This is a genomic window from Streptomyces sp. NPDC026659 (assembly GCF_040638245.1).
Lineage (GTDB): Bacteria > Actinomycetota > Actinomycetes > Streptomycetales > Streptomycetaceae > Streptomyces.
In genome coordinates, this window is record NZ_JBEZXY010000001.1 from 898,361 (window position 1) to 915,051 (window position 16,691).

Genomic DNA, 16,691 nt, shown 5'->3' on the forward strand with positions numbered 1-16,691 from the left:
CAGGACCCGGGTCGCTACAGGCGCGGGTCCACCGGTTCCGACTCCAGCGCAAGCACCCCGAAGACCGCCTCGTGCACCCGCCACAGCGGCTCGCCGTCGGCGAGGCGGTCCAGGGCCTCCAGGCCGAGGGCGTACTCGCGGACCGCGAGGGAGCGCTTGTGGTTCAGGAAGCGCTGCCGCAGGCGGGCGAGGTTGTCCGGGCGGGTGTACTCGGGGCCGTAGATGATCCGCAGGTACTCCCGGCCCCGGCACTTGACGCCGGGCTGCACCAGGCGGCCCTTGTCGTCGCGGACCAGGGCGCCGAGCGGCTTGACGACCATGCCCTCGCCGCCCCGCCCTGTCATCTCCAGCCACCAGTCGACGCCCGCGCGCACCGACTCCGGGTCACCGGTGTCGACGTAGAGGCGCCGGGTGGTCTGGAGCAGACCGGTGGAGTCGTGCTCCACCAGGCGGTCCAGCAGGGCCAGTTGTTCGTCGTGCGGGAGTCCGGCGAGGCTGCGGCCGCGCACCGCGAGGAGCTGGAAGGGCGCCAGGCGGACGCCGTCCAGGCCGTCGGTGGTCCAGCAGTAGCGGCGGTAGGCGTCGGTGAACGCGGCCGCGTCCACGGCGCGTTCGCGCTGCCGCTCCAGCAGGTCCGACACCTCGGCACCGCGCGCGGCGGCGGACTCCAGGGCGGCGAGCGCGTCCGGGAACACCGCCCCGGAGGCGGCGCCCACGGCCGCGTACTGGCGGCGCAGCAGACCGCCCGCCTTCAGCGACCACGGCATCAGCTCGGCGTCCAACAGCAGCCAGTCGGTGTCGAGTTCGTCCCACAGTCCCGCTTCCGTGACCGCCGAGCGGAGCCGGCCGAGGATCTCCTCGGTCACCTTCCCGTCGTCGAAGAAGGGGCGCCCGGTGCGGGTGTAGAGCGAACCGGTGCGCCCGTCCTCGACGCCGAACCGCTCGCGCGCGGCCTCCGCGTCCCGGCAGACCAGGGCGACGGCCCGCGAGCCCATGTGCTTCTCCTCGCACACGACCCGCGTGACACCGTCCCGCGCGTACTGCGCGAAGGCCTCGGCCGGGTGCTCCAGGTACCCCTCCTCCCGCGAGGTCGGGGTCGGCGCCATGGTGGGCGGCAGATACGGCAGCAGGCGCGGGTCGACGGCGAAGCGGCTCATCACCTCCAGGGCGGCGGCCGCGTTCTCCTCGCGGACGGAGACCCGGCCCAGGTACCGGGTCTCCACGCCACCGCGTCCGCGCACGTCCGCCAGGTCCAGCGGACGGCCGTCGCGCCCGCCGGGCGCCTCGGTGCGCAGCGGCCTGGCCGGTTCGTACCAGACCTGCTCGGCGGGGACGTCCACGACCTCGCGCTCGGGCCAGCGCAGGGCGGTCAGCTTGCCGCCGAAGACGGCGCCGGTGTCCAGGCAGATGGTGTTGTTGAGCCAGGTGGCCTCGGGGACCGGGGTGTGGCCGTAGACCACGGCGGCGCTGCCCCGGTAGTCCTCGGCCCACGGGTAGCGCACGGGCAGGCCGAACTCGTCGGTCTCGCCGGTGGTGTCGCCGTACAGGGCGTGCGAGCGGACGCGGCCCGAGGTGCGGCCGTGGTACTTCTCGGGCAGGCCCGCGTGGCAGACGACCAGCCGGCCGCCGTCCAGGACGTAGTGGCTGACCAGGCCGTCCAGGAAGCGGCGCACCTCTTCCTTGAACTCCTCGCTCTCGCCCTCCATCTGGGCGATGGTCTCGGCGAGGCCGTGGGTGTGCTGGACCTTGCGTCCCTTGAGGTAACGGCCGTACTTGTTCTCGTGGTTGCCGGGCACGCACAGGGCATTGCCCGTCCTGACCATGCCCATCACGCGGCGCAGCACGCCCGGGGAGTCCGGCCCGCGGTCGACCAGGTCGCCGACGAACACGGCGGTACGGCCCTCGGGGTGCACACCGTCCTCGTAGCCCAACTTGAGGAGCAGCGACTCCAGTTCGGCCGAGCAGCCGTGGATGTCGCCGATGATGTCGAACGGGCCGGTGAGGTGGCGCAGGTCGTTGAAGCGCTTCTCGGTGACGAGGGTGGCCCTCTCGATCTCCTCCACTCCGCGCAGCACATGCACCTTGCGGAAGCCCTCGCGCTCCAAGTGCCGCAGGGACCGGCGGAGTTCGCGGGTGTGCCGCTGGACGACCCGGCGGGGCATGTCGGCGCGGTCGGGCCTGGCCGCGTTGCGCTCGGCACACACCTCCTCCGGCACGTCGAGCACGATGGCGATGGGCAGCACGTCGTACTGCCTGGCCAGGTCGATCAGTTGACGCCGGGCGTCCTGCTGCACGCTGGTGGCGTCCACGACGGTACGGCGCCCGGCCGCCAGCCGCTTGCCCGCGATGTAGTGCAGGACGTCGAAGGCGTCGCGGGTGGCGCTCTGGTCGTTCTCGTCGTCGGAGACCAGGCCCCGGCAGAAGTCGGAGGAGATGACCTCGGTGGGCTTGAAGTGCTGCCTGGCGAAGGTGGACTTGCCGGAGCCGGAGGCGCCGACGAGCACCACGAGGGAGAGGTCGGTGACGGGCAGCACGCGCCCCTCGCTGTTCTCGGTCATGCCGCCTTCGCCTCCTTCTTCTCTTCCTGCGGGGTGGTGTGCTGATGGAACACGGCCAGTTGGGTGGGCGGACCCACCTCGGGGTCCTCGGGTCCCACGGGGCGGAACTCGACGGTGTAGCCGTGCCGCCCGGCGACCTCGTCCGCCCAGGCGCGGAACTCCGCGCGGGTCCACTCGAAGCGGTGGTCGCCGTGCCGGACGTGTCCGGCGGGCAGCGACTCCCAGCGGACGTTGTACTCGACGTTCGGCGTGGTCACGACCACCGTGCGCGGGTGGGCGGCGCCGAACACCGCGTACTCCAGCGCGGGCAGCCGGGGCAGGTCGAGGTGCTCGATGACCTCGCTGAGCACGGCGGCGTCGTAGCCCGCGAGCCGCTTGTCGGTGTAGGCCAGCGAACCCTGGAGCAGGGTGATGCGGGACGACTGGCGTTCGCCCATGCGGTCCAGCTTCAGCCTGCGCGCGGCGATGGCGAGGGCGCGGGCGGACACGTCCATGCCGACGATCTCGGTGAAGCGCGGTTCCTGGAGCAGCGTGCGCAGCAGGGTGCCCTCGCCGCAGCCGAGGTCCAGGACGCGGGCGGCGCCGGACTCGCGCAGCGCGGCGAGGATGGCCTCGCGGCGGTGGACGGCGAGCGGGAGGGGCTTGGCGTCGACGGGAGTGCTCCCGTCGGCCTCTGCGGGGGTGCCCGCGGCCTCAGCGGCCGGGACGGCGGCTTCTGCGGCCGGGACGGCGGCGGGAGTGCTCCCGTCGGCCTCGGCAACGGCTCCGGGCTCCTCCGCCTCCGGGGCCTCCTGCGCCACCGCGTTGTCGATGTCCTCGACCTCGCTGTCGTCCGCCTCGGCGAGGCGGGCCAGCTCCAGGCGTTCCATCGCCTGCCGGGTCAGGGACCAGCGGCGGGAGAGATAGCGGCTGGTGATCAGCTTCTGCTCGGGGTGGCCCGCCAGCCAGCCCTCACCGGCGCGCAGCAGCTTGTCCACCTCGTCGGCGGAGGCCCAGTAGTGCTTGGCGTCGTCCATGACCGGGAGCAGGACGTACAGATGGCGCAGTGCCTCGGCCAGGGTGAGGGTGTCGGACTCCAGGGCGAGCCGGACGTAGCGCGAGTCGCCCCACTCGGGGAACCGGGTGTCCAGGGCGACGGGCTCGGCGCTCACGGTCCAGCCGAGCGGCTCGAAGAGGCGTCGCACCAGCTCCGGGCCGCCGCGTGCGGGCAGCGCGGGCACCTCGACGCGCAGCGGCAGCGGGGTGGACGCACGCTCCGGGCGGGCCTTGCAGACACCGTGCAGGGCGCTGGAGAAGACCGAGCTGAGCGCGACCGCGAGCAGCGAGGAGGCCGCGTAGGGGCGGTCGTTGACGTATTGCGCGAGCGCGGTGTCGGGCGCGCCGCCCCGGCCCTTCCCCTTGCCGCGCCGGACCAGCGCGACGGGATCGATCTCCAGGAGCAGCGCCGCCGTGCAGCGCTCGGCGTCCGCCTGGGGGTAGAAGACGTGCGCCGTGCCGTGCGAGGTGGCGAACGTCTGGGCGTTGTCGGGGTGCTTGTGCAGCAGATACCCGAGGTCGGTGGCCGGTGTGGCGGCGGTGCCGCGCGTGGAGATCGTCAGGAACACGTGTCCGAGTCTGGTGGATTGTCCGCCGTGGTGACCAGTGGTTTTCCCTGAGCGGCGCGTGCTCTGTGTTCGGTGATCGCGCCCATGGTGATCACCAGGCCGACGGAGGTCAGCGCGAAGACGGCGATCAGGGTGTTGAGCCAGAAGAAGTAGCCGGGACTGCTGGAGCCGGTGCTGCCGTCGTCGAGGAGGCAGTCGAAGCCGAGGGGGAGGTAGGAGCCCTCCTGGCCGCGCAGCCGGTCCAGGGGGTAGGCGTCCCGGCATTCCTGGGCGGGGGTGGAGTCCGCGCCGTGGGAGGACTCGTTCACGGAGAACGCCACGTCCGCGGCGCCCAGGAGATAGAGGATCAGCGCGGCCGCGGCCGCCATCCAGGCTCCCCAGCGCAGCAGGTCGTACCGCCAGTCGGGGCGGCGGCCCGGGAGCACCACGGCGAGGATTTTGACGAGCAGTACGACGGGCCAGGCGAAGGCTCCGACGACGGCCGGGAACAGGAGCAGGACGAAGACGAGGGGGAGCAACTCTTCCATCGGCAGAGACGACCATCACGGCCCGTCAAGGGCCGTGATGGAAGCCACAGTTCCGGCCACAGGACCGTCACAGCCGACCGTTCCCGGGGCGCGATTCAGGACAGCTACGACAGGGCACCGGCTACGACAGCTGCGGCATGACCTCCGCGGAGATCAGCTCCAGCTGGTCGAGGTCGGTCAGATCCAGGAGCTGGAGGTAGATCCGCTCGGAGCCCGCCTCGGCGTAGCGGCCGATCTTCTCGACGACCTCGGCCGGGGTGCCGGCCAGGCCGTTGGCCTTCAGCTCGTCGGGCTCGCGGCCGATGGCGGCGGCACGGCGGGCGACCTCCTGGTCGTCGCGACCGACGCACACCACGAGCGCGTTGGAGTAGACGAGCGAGTCGGGCGCGCGGCCCTCCTCCTCGGCGGCGGCGCGGACCCGGCCGAACTGCCGGGCGGAGTCCTCGACGGAGGCGAAGGGGATGTTGAACTCACTGGCGTAACGCGCCGCCAGACGCGGGGTGCGCTTCGCGCCGTGGCCGCCGATGATCACCGGGACCTTCGACTGGGCGGGCTTGGGCAGCGCGGGCGACTCGGTGAGGTCGTAGTACTTCCCGTGGAAGTCGTACGTCTTGCCGGTCTCGGTCGCCCACAGTCCGGTGACGACCTCCAGCTGCTCCTCCAGGCGGGCGAACTTGTCCTTCGGGAACGGGATGCCGTACGCCTTGTGCTCCTCCTCGAACCAGCCCGCGCCCAGGCCCAGTTCGACCCGGCCGCCGGACATCTGGTCCACCTGCGCGACCTGGATGGCGAGCACGCCGGGCAGCCGGAACGTACCGGCCGTCATGAGCGTGCCGAGCCGGATGCGCCGGGTCTCGCGGGCGAGGCCCGCCAGGGTGATCCAGGCGTCGGTCGGGCCGGGCAGTCCGCTGACGTTGCCCATGCGCAGATAGTGGTCCGACCGGAAGAAGGCGTCGAAGCCGAGGTCCTCGGTGGCCTTCGCCACGGTCAGCAACGTGTCGTAGGTGGCGCCCTGCTGGGGCTCGGTGAAGATTCGAAGGTCCATACATCCATCCTGCAACACCCATGGGCCCCACCAGCGGCAACGCCGCTCAGCCCGCCTCTCTCCCGTGCACCATCTCCTCCCGCGCCGCCAGCTTGCGCAGCATCTCCAGGACCCGGTCGCGCGACTCGTCGGCCGCGTCGATGGCCTCCATGCACTGCCAGTACGTCGTCTCGTCCGCCGCCGCGCTGGCCATGCCGACCAGGGCGATGCCCACCTCGCCGAGGAGTCCGCACAGGCAGAGCAGTGTCTGGCGGGCGTCGGCCAGTTCGGTGAGCTGGGCGGCGCGCAGGTCACCCAGCTCCAGCTCCGGAGGGTCGAGGACGCCGCAGCCCCGGCCCGCCAGCTCGGTCAGCCCCAGCGCCTCGCCGCGCAGCTCCGGCGGACCGGAGACCGCGAGGCGGCTGCCGATCGCCTGGGCCAGGGCCTGTGCCTGCCACACCTCCACCATGCCCTCGGGTGCCTCGGCCTCCGCCGCCAGGGCACGCCTGCTCGTCTCGATGAGCCGCACCGCATCCATCCGCTGCCCCCGGTCCGCCGAAGTCGCCGTACATCTGTCCGCACTCTTTCTGTTCACTACCCAGAGTGAGGGCGCTTGGTGCGAAAAGCCAGAGGAAGGCGGAAATCTGTGGACAACAATTCGGAATCGGCAGGGAAGTTGACTCCATAGAGTGATAACGGAGTCTGATAGTCCGGTTATTGGAGGGTTACTGGAGTGCCGTGGCCCCTCCGTCGCCGCCCACCGGAAACCGCTTCTCGTTCCGCTCGATCTTGGCCGCGAGCGCCGTCAGCGGGTCGACGCCGAGCACCTCGCACAGCTGGAGGAGATAGGCCAGCACGTCGGCCACCTCGTCGGTCACACGGTGCGCGGTGTCCGGGTCGGCCATCACCCGGGACGACTCCTCGGGCGTCAACCACTGGAAGATCTCCAGCAGTTCGGACGCCTCGACGCTGAGCGCGGAGACGAGGTTCTTCGGGGTGTGGTACGGCTGCCAGTCGCGCGCGGCGGCGAACTCGGCCAGCCTGCGCTGGAGTTTGGGGAGATCGGGGCGTTCGGTCACACCCTCAGGTGTACCACCGTGACGCCCGGTGTCCCCGAGGCCCAGGACGCGTCGCTCACCGCGCCCACGCAGCGGACATGGCCGCGCTCGCCCATCCGGGCCGCCAGGCCGAGGAGTTCACGGCGCCGGACGGGGTCGAGGCACCGGTCGAAGCCGTCGGCCAGGACAGTGAGGGTGCGCAGGGCATCGGGCACCTCCCCCGGCGCGTCCACGTCCAGGACGCCTGGCCCGGTCATCAGCACCAGGGCGAGCGCGATGTAGCGCAGCTCGCCCTCGCCAAGGCGGGCCAGATCGGTACGGTGGCCGTCGCCCCGGTCGAGCAGCGCCCGTACCGTGCCGTCCGGGAGCCGTTCGGCCACCAGGTCGGCGACCGGGCCCGCGCAGCCCGCGCGCACCGTCTCGACCAGCAGCGCGTGCCGCCGTCCGCACTCGGCGCGGGTGCGGGCCACGACATCGGCCAGGTTGTCGCAGCCGGGCAGCAGCCGTCCCGGCCCGGCGGGAATGGGCACACGCATGAACTCGGGGCGCGGATCGCAGGGGAAGACCGAGCGCAGCGCGACCACCATCTGCTCGGCCGTCGCCAGCACCCGGCGCTGTCCGTCCGTCGCCCCGGCCACGCGCAGCGGCAGCAACGGGGTGCCGAGCCGGTCGTCGGGGAGTGGCGCACGGGTCACCGGGGCAGTGCCCGCCGTGTGCCAGGCGGCCTGCACGGCCCGGCGCGCCGGATCGCGCAGCGCGGTCTCCAGCAGGACCACCCCGCCCGCCGTCAGCCGCTCCCCCACGATCCTGAGCTGCGGCTCGGCCTGGACCGCGACATCGAGCAGCACCGGCCCGGCGACACCGTCCGCCGTGCAGCCGATGCGGAAGCCGCGTCTGCCCTCGCGGTCCGGGCGCGCCCGCTCCGGCACCCAGGCGAGCGGGTCCGGGAACACCTCGGCGAGGCTCGCCCCGCCGCCGAGCCGGGCCAGCGCCTCGAAGGCCGCGAGGGCGGTCGACTTGCCCGTCCCGCTGGGCCCGGCGAACAGGGTGACGGCGCCGAGCGGGAACGCGGCCCTGCGGTGCCCGGCGAAGGCGGACAGCCGCAGCTCGGTCATGCGGGCGCGCACGTCGGAGAGGGCGTCGAGGGCGGGGTCCGGCAGCACGGCGGGCTCCACCGCACGCTCCGCGGAAGCCGCGGCAGGCAGGACATCGGCCGCGGCGGGCGGCACGGCGGACAGGGAGGTCACGGACATACGCGGACCGTAGGACCGCCCCGGAGCGCCGAACCGTTTTGCCCTCGGACCTTCCTACGATCGGGCGACCGGGTCAAAACGGGCACACCGTCCACCCGGCCTAAGTCCTACGACCCTACGAGCGGTACGTACACACCCTGTGACGCCCCCTCAGCCGCCCGACGCCTCCATGCCCATCAGCCCGCTGACCTCGGTCCCGGGCGGCGTCAGCAGGAAGACGTTCCGGTCCACCCGGTGCATCCCGCTGGCCAGGCCGAAGACCACGCCGGTGCTGAAGTCCAGGACGCGCTTGGCGACCTCGGTCTCCGCGCTGGACAGGTCGAGAAGCACCGGGATGCCGGCCATCAGGGTCTCGGCCACGTCGCGCGCGTCCGCGAACACGTTGACCCTCAGGACGACGAAACGGCGGCGGGTCTCGGTGTCGGCCTCCGGCAGCGAGCGGTGGTTCACCGCGGACGGCCATGCGTCCCGGCCCCGCAGCGGCACGACCTGGGCGAGCCCTTCCCACTGTTCATCGGTGACGTCGTAACGGCTCACCGGCTCCCCCTGACCTGACTCGCTTGCGATGCCTGCACCTGCCAATTCTTACGCCAAGTCACCCGTTCAGCCCAACAGCGACACACTGTGCGACCCTGCGCATGTCCGCTCCCGGTCCCATCGGCCGTGCGCACGGCGTCACATGGCCCGTCCAGAGGCCCGGATCACAACCGCAACGAGGGAAACGTCACAGCCCGGCCTTCTGCTGCCATCTGAGCCCCCTGTCCTAACATCCGAGCATGACGGTCCTGCCTGACGACGGGCTCTCCCTGGCCGCCGAGTTCCCTGACGCGACGCACGAGCAGTGGCAACGCCTGGTCGAGGGTGTACTGCGCAAGTCCGGCAAGGAAGTCTCCGGCGGCGCGGCTGAGGACGCCCTGTCCACGACGCTGGAGGACGGGCTGCGCACCCGCCCCCTGTACACCGCGCGCGACACCGCTCCCGACCCCGGGCTGCCGGGCTTCGCCCCGTTCACGCGCGGCGGCAGGCCCGAGGGCAGCACCGCGGGCGGCTGGGACGTACGGCAGCGGCACGCGGCGCTCGGCGACGGCACCGTCCTTTCCGACCTGGAGAACGGCGTCACCTCGCTCTGGCTGGTGCTCGGCGAGGGCGGCATCCCCGTCACCGACCTCGGCCGGGCGCTCGACGGCGTCTATCTGGACCTCGCTCCCGTCGTGCTGGACGCGGGCGCCGACACCGAGGCCGCCGCGTCCGCGCTGCTGCGGCTGTACGAGGAGCGGGGTATCGCCCCCGAGGCCGTATGCGGCAACCTCGGCGCCGACCCGCTGGGCCACGAGGCCCGCACCGGTATTCCGCTGGACTTCGCCCCCGTGGCCGCGCTGGCCAAGCAGGTGGCCGAGACGTACCCGGGGCTGCGCACACTCACCGTGGACGCGCTGCCGTACCACGAGGCGGGCGGCTCGGCCGCGCAGGAGCTGGGCGCCTCGCTCGCCACCGGCGTGGCGTATCTGCGAGAGCTGACCGAGGCCGGGCTGAGCGTCGAACAGGCCGCCGCCCAGCTGGAGTTCCGCTACGCCGCGACCGCCGACCAGTTCCTGACCGTCGCCAAGCTGCGCGCCGCGCGCCGGCTGTGGGCGCGGGTCGCCGAGGTGTGCGGGGCGCCGGGCGCGCAGACGCAGCACGTGGTGACCTCGCCGGTGATGATGTCCCGCCGCGACCCCTGGGTGAACATGCTGCGCACCACGGTCGCCACGCTCGCGGCCGGGGTCGGCGGCGCCGACTCGGTGACCGTGCTCCCGTTCGACCACGCCCTGGGCCTGCCGGACGCGTTCGCCCGCCGCATCGCGCGCAACACCTCCACGATCCTGCTGGAGGAGTCGCATCTGGCCCGCGTGATCGACCCGGCGGGCGGCTCCTGGTACGTGGAGCGGCTCACCGACGAACTGGCCGAGGCCGCCTGGGAGTTCTTCCGTTCGATCGAGCAGGACGGCGGCCAGGCCGCCGTGTCGCGCTCGGGCAGGCTCCGCGCGGATCTCGCGAAGACCTGGCAGGAGCGGTCCGCGAAACTCGCCAAGCGGCGCGAACCCATCACCGGCGTCAGCGAGTTCCCGTTCCTGGCCGAGAAGCCGGTCGTCCGCGAGCCCGCTCCCGAACCGCGCTCCGGCGGTCTGCCGCGCGTGCGACGCGACGAGGCGTACGAGGCGCTGCGGGCCCGCTCGGACGCCCACCTGGCGGCGACCGGAGCCCGCCCCCGCGTCTTCCTCGCCACCCTCGGCCCCGCCGCCGAGCACACCGCCCGCGCCTCCTTCGCCGCCAATCTCTTCCAGGCGGGCGGCATCGAGCCGGTCACCTCCGGGAACTTCGAGGACAGCGGCGCCGCCGAGGCCGTCCTCTGCTCCAGCGACAGCCGGTACGCGGAGGAGGCCGGGCAGGCCGCCGAGGCCCTGCGCGCGGCGGGCGCCCGCCATGTGACCCTGGCCGGACGCCCCGCTGAGTACGCGGGCGTCGACAGTTACGTCTTCGCGGGCTGCGACGCCGTCGCCGTACTGTCCGCGACTCTCGACCGCATGGGAGTGTCCTGATGGGAATCCCCGACTTCTCCGGGATCGAGCTGGGCACCCCGGCCGTGGACGGTGGCGCCGAGGAGTGGCGGACCGCCGTCAAGCGGGCGACCGGGGGCGCCGAGCCGGTGTGGGAGACCCCCGAGGGCATCGGGGTGAAGGCGCTGTACACCGGGCGGGACCTGGAGGGCCTGGACTTCCTGGAGACGTATCCGGGCATGGCGCCGTTTCTGCGCGGTCCTTACCCGACGATGTACGTCAACCAGCCCTGGACGATCCGGCAGTACGCGGGCTTCTCCACCGCCGAGGAGTCCAACGCGTTCTACCGGCGCAATCTGGCGGCCGGGCAGAAGGGTCTGTCGGTCGCCTTCGACCTGCCCACGCACCGGGGTTACGACAGCGACCATCCGCGCGTGACCGGTGACGTCGGCATGGCGGGCGTGGCCATCGACTCGATCCTGGACATGCGGCAGTTGTTCGACGGCATTCCGCTGGACCGGATGACCGTGTCGATGACGATGAACGGCGCCGTGCTGCCGGTGCTCGCGCTCTACATCGTGGCGGCGGAGGAACAGGGCGTACCGCCCGAGAAGTTGGCCGGGACCATCCAGAACGACATCCTCAAGGAGTTCATGGTCCGCAACACCTACATCTATCCGCCGAAGCCGTCGATGCGGATCATCTCCGACATCTTCGCGTACACCTCGCAGCGGATGCCGCGCTACAACTCCATCTCCATCTCCGGTTATCACATCCAGGAGGCCGGTGCGACGGCCGACCTGGAGCTGGCGTACACGCTCGCGGACGGGGTGGAGTACATCCGTGCCGGGCGTGAAGCGGGCCTGGACGTGGACGCGTTCGCGCCCCGGCTGTCGTTCTTCTGGGCGATCGGCATGAACTTCTTCATGGAGATCGCCAAGTTGCGGGCGGCGCGGCTCCTTTGGGCCAAGCTGGTGAAGCAGTTCGACCCGCAGAACGCCAAGTCCCTTTCGCTGCGCACGCATTCGCAGACCTCGGGCTGGTCGCTGACCGCGCAGGACGTGTTCAACAACGTCACGCGGACGTGTGTGGAGGCGATGGCGGCGACCCAGGGCCACACCCAGTCGCTGCACACCAACGCCCTTGACGAGGCACTGGCGTTGCCCACCGACTTCTCGGCGCGGATCGCCCGCAACACGCAGTTGCTGATCCAGCAGGAGTCCGGCACCACGCGGGTCATCGACCCGTGGGGCGGCAGCGCGTACGTGGAGCGGCTGACCTACGACCTCGCGCGCAGGGCGTGGCAGCACATCCAGGAGGTCGAGGCGGCGGGCGGCATGGCGCAGGCCATCGACGCGGGCATTCCGAAGCTGCGCGTGGAGGAGGCGGCGGCCCGCACCCAGGCGCGGATCGACTCGGGGCGTCAGCCGGTGATCGGCGTGAACAAGTACCGGGTGGACTCCGACGAGCAGATCGAGGTCCTCAAGGTCGACAACTCCTCGGTGCGCGCGCAGCAGATCGAGAAGCTGCGGCGGCTGCGCGCGGAGCGGGACGACGTCGAGTGCCGGGCCGCCCTCGACGCGCTGACCCGGGCGGCGGACGGCGAGGGCAACCTGCTGGAGCTGGCGGTGCGCGCGGCGCGCGCGAAGGCGACGGTGGGCGAGATCTCCGACGCCCTGGAGAAGGTGTACGGCCGGCACGCGGGCCAGATCCGTACGATCTCCGGCGTGTACCGCAACGAAGCAGGGGAGTCCCCGAACGTGGACCGCACCCGTGCCCTGGTGGACGCCTTCGGGGAGGCCGAGGGGCGCCGCCCGCGCATCCTGGTCGCCAAGATGGGCCAGGACGGGCACGACCGGGGCCAGAAGGTGATCGCGACCGCCTTCGCCGACCTCGGCTTCGACGTCGACGTCGGCCCGCTGTTCCAGACGCCGGAGGAGGTCGCCCGGCAGGCGGTCGAGGCGGACGTGCACGTGGTCGGGGTGTCCTCGCTGGCCGCAGGGCACCTCACGCTGGTCCCGGCGCTGAAGGAGAAACTGGCCGAGGAGGGCCGGGAGGACATCATGATCGTGGTGGGCGGGGTGATCCCGCCGCAGGACGTGCCGACGCTGCTGGAGATGGGTGCGACGGCGGTGTTCCCGCCGGGCACGGTCATCCCGGACGCGGCGCACGACCTGGTGAAGCGGCTCGCCGCCGATCTCGGCCACGATCTGTAGGCGCCGATGGCCGCGATGGATCTCGACGCCTATGTGAAGGGCGTGCTCGACGGGAAGCGGGCCGTGGTGGCGCGCGCCATCACGCTCGTCGAGTCCACCCGACCGCAACACCGTTCGCTGGCGCAGGAGTTGCTGACCGAGCTGTTGCCGCACAGCGGGCGGGCGCGGCGGATCGGGGTGAGCGGGGTGCCGGGCGTGGGCAAGTCCACGTTCATCGACGCGTTCGGCACGATGCTGACCTCGCTGGGGCACCGGGTGGCGGTGCTCGCCGTGGACCCGTCCTCGACGCGCACCGGCGGCTCGATCCTGGGCGACAAGACGCGCATGGAGCGGCTGGCCGTGGACCCGGACGCCTTCGTGCGCCCCTCTCCCAGCGCGGGCACGCTGGGCGGGGTGGCGAAGGCGACCCGGGAATCCATGATCGTCATGGAGGCGGCGGGCTACGACGTGATCCTGGTCGAGACGGTCGGCGTCGGCCAGTCGGAGACCGCGGTCGCCGACATGGTCGACTCCTTCCTGCTCCTGACCCTGGCCCGCACCGGCGACCAGCTCCAGGGCATCAAGAAGGGCGTCCTGGAACTGGCCGACGTGATCGCCGTCAACAAGGCGGACGGTCCGCACGAGCGGGACGCGAGGACGGCCGCCCGTGAACTGGCGGGCGCTCTGCGGTTGATGCACGGCAAGGACGCGTTCTGGACTCCGCCGGTGCTGCACTGCAGCGCGCGCGAGTCGAGCGGTCTGGACACGGTGTGGGAGCGCCTCGAACAGCACCGCGCGCTGCTCGACTCCACGGGACGGCTCACCGCCAAGCGGCGCGACCAGCAGGTGGGCTGGACCTGGTCCATGGTCCGCGACGAGCTGCTCGACCGCCTGCGCTCGGACCCCGCCGTCCGCGCGACCGCCCCGGAGCTCGAACAGCGGGTACGGGACGGGTCGTTGACCGCGACACTGGCGGCGGAGCGGATTCTGCGGGCGTTCGAGGACGGGATGCGGGGGCAGCAGCCCTGACCCGCTGCTCATTCATCGAGATATCCTGGTATGTCGACGTGACGGTCGATGCAGTGGAGACCGAACAGGACCCAGGGTGGACATGAGCAGGAACGACGAGGCCGCCGCGCGGGCCGGGGAGGCGCCGGAGGACCTGGCGGTCCCGGAGACGCTGGAGGCGTTCAAGGCGCTGGCCAACCCGGTCCGCCTCCAGATCATGCGCTGGCTGCGGAACCCGGACGTGGAATTCGCGGCGTACGAGCCGATCGCGGACCGCGACACCGTCGGCGTGTGCGTCAGCCACATCCAGGCCAAGAGCGGGCTGGCCCAGTCGACCGTCTCCTCGTACATGGCGACCCTGGAGCGGGCGGGTCTCGTCCGCTCGACCCGGGTCGGCAAGTGGACCCACTACCGGCGTGACGAGGAGCGGCTGCGGCGGCTGTCGGAGGCGGTCGGCGGGCTGATCTGATCGGCCTGCTCGCCCTCCGGCCCGACTCCCTTGATCCTGGCCGGAGTTCCGTCCGGGGCGAACGCCTGGTGGAAGGTGAAGGCGCCCGGCGCGGAGCCGTGGCCGTGGAGGTGCTCCAGCCTGGAGACCCCGTCCTGCCAGGTGGGCGTCACGCCGTCGGAGACCCACCAGGACACGTGAGTCGGGTGCCCTGTCCGCTCGAACCAGTCGTGACGCCTGGCCAGCGCCGCACGGTGCGGACCGCCGTAGACGGCGTCGAACGCGGAGCGCGGGTCGGTCCAGAGGGAGAGGGTCGCGGCCAGGGCGGTGGTGTCCGCCGTACGGCCCTTGTCGTACCAGACCGGTACGGCGAACTCTCCCCACGCGCCCCAGTCCGCCCCGAAGAGCACGCCCTGCTCGCCGCCCGCCGCTTCGGCCCGCCCGAGGTATCCGGGATGCCGGCCCATCTCCCGGTAGACGGCCTCGCCGATGTCGTAGAACTCGCGGGTGAGAGGTGCGGGATCGGCGAGCGGTGATGTCAGGACGCCGAAGGTGTACAGCGCGAGCTGGGGCATGCGTCTCTCCCTGATCGGGGGTGCCTGCGGTGGACCCGGGGCGAGAAGGTAGTCGCCGCCGCGGACCCTGTCGAAGTTGCGTTTTCGCTGTCCGAGTGGCCTCTGCGGCCAGAAGACCACAGCCCTTCACATCGACACATCGGAATATTGCGATACGATCGACGCATGGACATCGTGCCCACCGTGGACCCCGTCATGGACGCCCGGCCGTCCGCCCTCGTCGTACACGCGCACCCCGAGCCCGACTCCTTCGCCTCGGCTCAAATGCGGGCCGCTGTCGAGGAGTTGCGCCGCTCCGGTCACTCCGTCCGGGTCGTGGACCTCTACGCCGACGGCTGGAACCCCGTGCTCGACCGCGCCGAATTCCCGCCGTCCGACGGCCCGTTCAAGCCGCAGGCCGAGCAGATGGAGGCCGTACGGGAGGGCACCCTGTCCGCCGAGGTGCGCGCGCAGCTGGATGCCGTGCTGTCGGCCGATCTGCTCGTACTGTCCTTCCCGTTGTGGTGGTTCTCAATGCCCGCGATCCTCAAGGGCTGGATCGACCGGGTGTTCGTCATGGGTGCGGTGTTCGGCGGGGAGTTCGGGCTGTTCGACCGGGCCGCGCTGCACGGCAAGCGGGCGATGGCGCTGATCACGACCGGCGGCCCGGAGGAGGCGTTCGTGCCGGGCGGCGCGTTCGGCGCGCTGGACCAGTTCCTCTTCCATGTCCACCGGGGAATGCTGGAGTTCGTCGGCTACGAGCCGCTTCCCCCGGTCGTCACCTACGGCCCGGCCCGGATGTCCGAGGCCGAGCGAGAGGCGTCTCTTGCGGCGGTGCGGGACGCCTTCGCGGGGCTCGGGGCGAGCGCGGTACGCCTGTGACAGAGCCGTGACCGGAGAAGTGGCTTCCGTCACAGCCGGAGGAGCCTGACGCTGATCAACTCGCTTGATGCACAGACCATTTGACGGCCGGATCGCCGTCGGCACGCTCGCCGTGACGGCGGCCCTCACCCTCGCCGGATGCGGCACCCCGCGTGCGGTCGGCGGGGAGAGCGCCGCTGCGGCGTGCCCCTCGGCCACGCCCACCCCCGGCAGCACGCCCCCGCTGACCCGGCCCACGACCACCGCGGACGCTCCGCGCCCGCCGGGCACACCGAGTCCGGTGCCGTCGGCCACGGACACCGAGCGGGACGGGGTGCGGCTCACCGGCCTGTACTCCGGCGCCGTCGACCAGAACGGCGTCTGCCGGCCGAACGGCCTGACGGCGGCGTTCTCGGTGACCAACCCCGCCGCGCACGACATGACCTACACGATCATCTTCGACGCCTCCGGATACACCGGGGCGATCCGGATCGCCGGGCCGGTCCGGCCGGGCGGGACCCTGCGCGGGACGGTGGCGATGCGCCGGAGCGTCGGCGACGCGGCCCGGATGCCGAACGCGTCCATCGTGTCCGTCCGCAGCGTCCCGACCGCCGAGGCGCCGTCCGAGAGCGGGCCGTGCCCGGCGTCCGGAGTGCGGGTGTGGGCCGACCAGGGGGACGCGGCGATGGGGCTGCGCGTGACGGGGCTGCATCTGGAGAACTGCGGCAGGAGCCCGTACACGCTCGAAGGCCGCCCCCAGCTCCAGATCCTCGACGCCGACCACGAGGTGGTGGAGGGAATCCGTCTCGTGCCCGGCGACGAGGTCGCCAACCTCGACGGCAGCCCCGACGTCGTCCGCCCCGTCACCCTGAAGCCCGGCGAACGCGCCCGGTCGATCATCTCCTGGCACAACACCGTGCAGACCGTCGGCGCCCCCGTGAACGCCCCCTACCTCCGCGTCCGCGCCAGGGCGGGCGCCGCGCCCGTGATGGTGACCCCGGAACTGGATCTCGGTACGACGGGCAGACTGGGGGTCCGGGCATGGGAGAAGGAGCAGTGAGAAC

15 protein-coding genes are annotated in these 16,691 nt (G+C 72.0%); 6 read left to right on the forward strand and 9 right to left on the reverse strand.

The window, feature by feature from the left end:
* Positions 1 to 14 precede the first annotated feature (14 nt).
* From AB0E91_RS03865 to AB0E91_RS03900, 8 genes are all read right to left on the reverse strand, one after another.
* Entirely contained in the window at positions 15 to 2,558 is a 2,544-nt protein-coding gene (locus AB0E91_RS03865; RefSeq protein ID WP_361774664.1) for a polynucleotide kinase-phosphatase, read from the reverse strand.
* A complete protein-coding gene (locus AB0E91_RS03870; RefSeq protein WP_361774667.1) occupies positions 2,555 to 4,162 on the reverse strand; it encodes a 3' terminal RNA ribose 2'-O-methyltransferase Hen1 in 1,608 nt (535 codons plus the stop codon). The genes AB0E91_RS03865 and AB0E91_RS03870 overlap by 4 nt, the downstream gene beginning before the upstream one ends.
* Positions 4,153 to 4,689, reverse strand: coding sequence for a hypothetical protein (locus AB0E91_RS03875; protein WP_361774670.1), 537 nt, complete (start codon positions 4,687 to 4,689; stop codon positions 4,153 to 4,155). The genes AB0E91_RS03870 and AB0E91_RS03875 overlap by 10 nt, the downstream gene beginning before the upstream one ends.
* A 121-nt stretch (positions 4,690 to 4,810) precedes the next feature.
* Positions 4,811 to 5,734, reverse strand: coding sequence for an LLM class F420-dependent oxidoreductase (locus AB0E91_RS03880; RefSeq protein WP_361774673.1), 924 nt, complete (start codon positions 5,732 to 5,734; stop codon positions 4,811 to 4,813).
* Positions 5,735 to 5,780: 46 nt separating this feature from the next.
* Positions 5,781 to 6,251 (reverse strand): DUF6099 family protein, encoded by a 471-nt coding sequence (locus tag AB0E91_RS03885; protein ID WP_361774676.1) that lies wholly within the window; start codon positions 6,249 to 6,251, stop codon positions 5,781 to 5,783.
* Between the two features lie 187 nt (positions 6,252 to 6,438).
* Complete coding sequence (locus AB0E91_RS03890) at positions 6,439 to 6,792, reverse strand: nucleotide pyrophosphohydrolase (RefSeq protein WP_361774679.1); 354 nt, start codon at positions 6,790 to 6,792, stop codon at positions 6,439 to 6,441.
* The gene (locus AB0E91_RS03895) at positions 6,789 to 8,024 is read right to left on the reverse strand and encodes an ATP-binding protein (RefSeq protein WP_361774682.1); all 1,236 of its coding nucleotides are present in this window, start codon (positions 8,022 to 8,024) and stop codon (positions 6,789 to 6,791) included. Before AB0E91_RS03895 ends, AB0E91_RS03890 begins: the two co-directional genes overlap by 4 nt.
* Before the next feature lie 150 nt (positions 8,025 to 8,174).
* Positions 8,175 to 8,561, reverse strand: a complete 387-nt coding sequence (locus tag AB0E91_RS03900; RefSeq protein WP_018547259.1) for a cell division protein SepF — start codon at positions 8,559 to 8,561, stop codon at positions 8,175 to 8,177.
* Positions 8,562 to 8,800: 239 nt separating this feature from the next.
* Between AB0E91_RS03900 and AB0E91_RS03905 the strand changes: the two genes are divergently transcribed.
* The 4 genes from AB0E91_RS03905 to AB0E91_RS03920 all read left to right on the forward strand — a co-directional run bounded on the left by AB0E91_RS03905 (position 8,801) and on the right by AB0E91_RS03920 (position 14,233).
* Entirely contained in the window at positions 8,801 to 10,603 is a 1,803-nt protein-coding gene (locus AB0E91_RS03905) for a methylmalonyl-CoA mutase family protein (RefSeq protein ID WP_361774686.1), read from the forward strand.
* Positions 10,603 to 12,777, forward strand: a complete 2,175-nt coding sequence (scpA, locus tag AB0E91_RS03910; protein WP_361774689.1) for a methylmalonyl-CoA mutase — start codon at positions 10,603 to 10,605, stop codon at positions 12,775 to 12,777. Before AB0E91_RS03905 ends, scpA begins: the two co-directional genes overlap by 1 nt.
* Positions 12,778 to 12,783: 6 nt before the next feature.
* Positions 12,784 to 13,785: a methylmalonyl Co-A mutase-associated GTPase MeaB gene (gene meaB, locus AB0E91_RS03915; RefSeq protein ID WP_361774692.1), complete on the forward strand. Its 1,002-nt coding sequence runs from the start codon at positions 12,784 to 12,786 to the stop codon at positions 13,783 to 13,785.
* Positions 13,786 to 13,867: 82 nt separating this feature from the next.
* Complete coding sequence (locus AB0E91_RS03920; protein WP_361774695.1) at positions 13,868 to 14,233, forward strand: metalloregulator ArsR/SmtB family transcription factor; 366 nt, start codon at positions 13,868 to 13,870, stop codon at positions 14,231 to 14,233.
* On the opposite strand, the gene AB0E91_RS03925 is transcribed toward AB0E91_RS03920, so the two are convergent.
* Complete coding sequence (locus AB0E91_RS03925) at positions 14,173 to 14,787, reverse strand: DUF3291 domain-containing protein (protein WP_361774698.1); 615 nt, start codon at positions 14,785 to 14,787, stop codon at positions 14,173 to 14,175. The genes AB0E91_RS03920 and AB0E91_RS03925 overlap by 61 nt on opposite strands.
* Positions 14,788 to 14,952: 165 nt before the next feature.
* Here AB0E91_RS03925 and AB0E91_RS03930 point away from each other — a divergent pair, with 165 nt between their 5' ends.
* Both AB0E91_RS03930 and AB0E91_RS03935 read left to right on the forward strand, forming a co-directional pair.
* The gene (locus AB0E91_RS03930; protein ID WP_361774701.1) at positions 14,953 to 15,648 is read left to right on the forward strand and encodes an NAD(P)H-dependent oxidoreductase; all 696 of its coding nucleotides are present in this window, start codon (positions 14,953 to 14,955) and stop codon (positions 15,646 to 15,648) included.
* A gap of 67 nt (positions 15,649 to 15,715) precedes the next feature.
* The gene (locus AB0E91_RS03935; RefSeq protein ID WP_361774704.1) at positions 15,716 to 16,687 is read left to right on the forward strand and encodes a DUF4232 domain-containing protein; all 972 of its coding nucleotides are present in this window, start codon (positions 15,716 to 15,718) and stop codon (positions 16,685 to 16,687) included.
* Positions 16,688 to 16,691 lie beyond the last annotated feature (4 nt).

Coding starts and splice junctions, on each gene's coding strand:
- AB0E91_RS03865 (WP_361774664.1), bottom strand. CDS start 2,558: ATGACCGAGAACAGCGAGGGGCGCGTGCTGCCCGTCACCGACCTCTCC.
- AB0E91_RS03875 (WP_361774670.1), bottom strand. CDS start 4,689: ATGGAAGAGTTGCTCCCCCTCGTCTTCGTCCTGCTCCTGTTCCCGGCC.
- AB0E91_RS03880 (WP_361774673.1), bottom strand. CDS start 5,734: ATGGACCTTCGAATCTTCACCGAGCCCCAGCAGGGCGCCACCTACGAC.
- AB0E91_RS03885 (WP_361774676.1), bottom strand. CDS start 6,251: ATGGATGCGGTGCGGCTCATCGAGACGAGCAGGCGTGCCCTGGCGGCG.
- AB0E91_RS03895 (WP_361774682.1), bottom strand. CDS start 8,024: ATGTCCGTGACCTCCCTGTCCGCCGTGCCGCCCGCCGCGGCCGATGTC.
- AB0E91_RS03905 (WP_361774686.1), top strand. CDS start 8,801: ATGACGGTCCTGCCTGACGACGGGCTCTCCCTGGCCGCCGAGTTCCCT.
- scpA (WP_361774689.1), top strand. CDS start 10,603: ATGGGAATCCCCGACTTCTCCGGGATCGAGCTGGGCACCCCGGCCGTG.
- meaB (WP_361774692.1), top strand. CDS start 12,784: ATGGCCGCGATGGATCTCGACGCCTATGTGAAGGGCGTGCTCGACGGG.
- AB0E91_RS03920 (WP_361774695.1), top strand. CDS start 13,868: ATGAGCAGGAACGACGAGGCCGCCGCGCGGGCCGGGGAGGCGCCGGAG.
- AB0E91_RS03925 (WP_361774698.1), bottom strand. CDS start 14,787: ATGCCCCAGCTCGCGCTGTACACCTTCGGCGTCCTGACATCACCGCTC.
- AB0E91_RS03930 (WP_361774701.1), top strand. CDS start 14,953: ATGGACATCGTGCCCACCGTGGACCCCGTCATGGACGCCCGGCCGTCC.
- AB0E91_RS03935 (WP_361774704.1), top strand. CDS start 15,716: ATGCACAGACCATTTGACGGCCGGATCGCCGTCGGCACGCTCGCCGTG.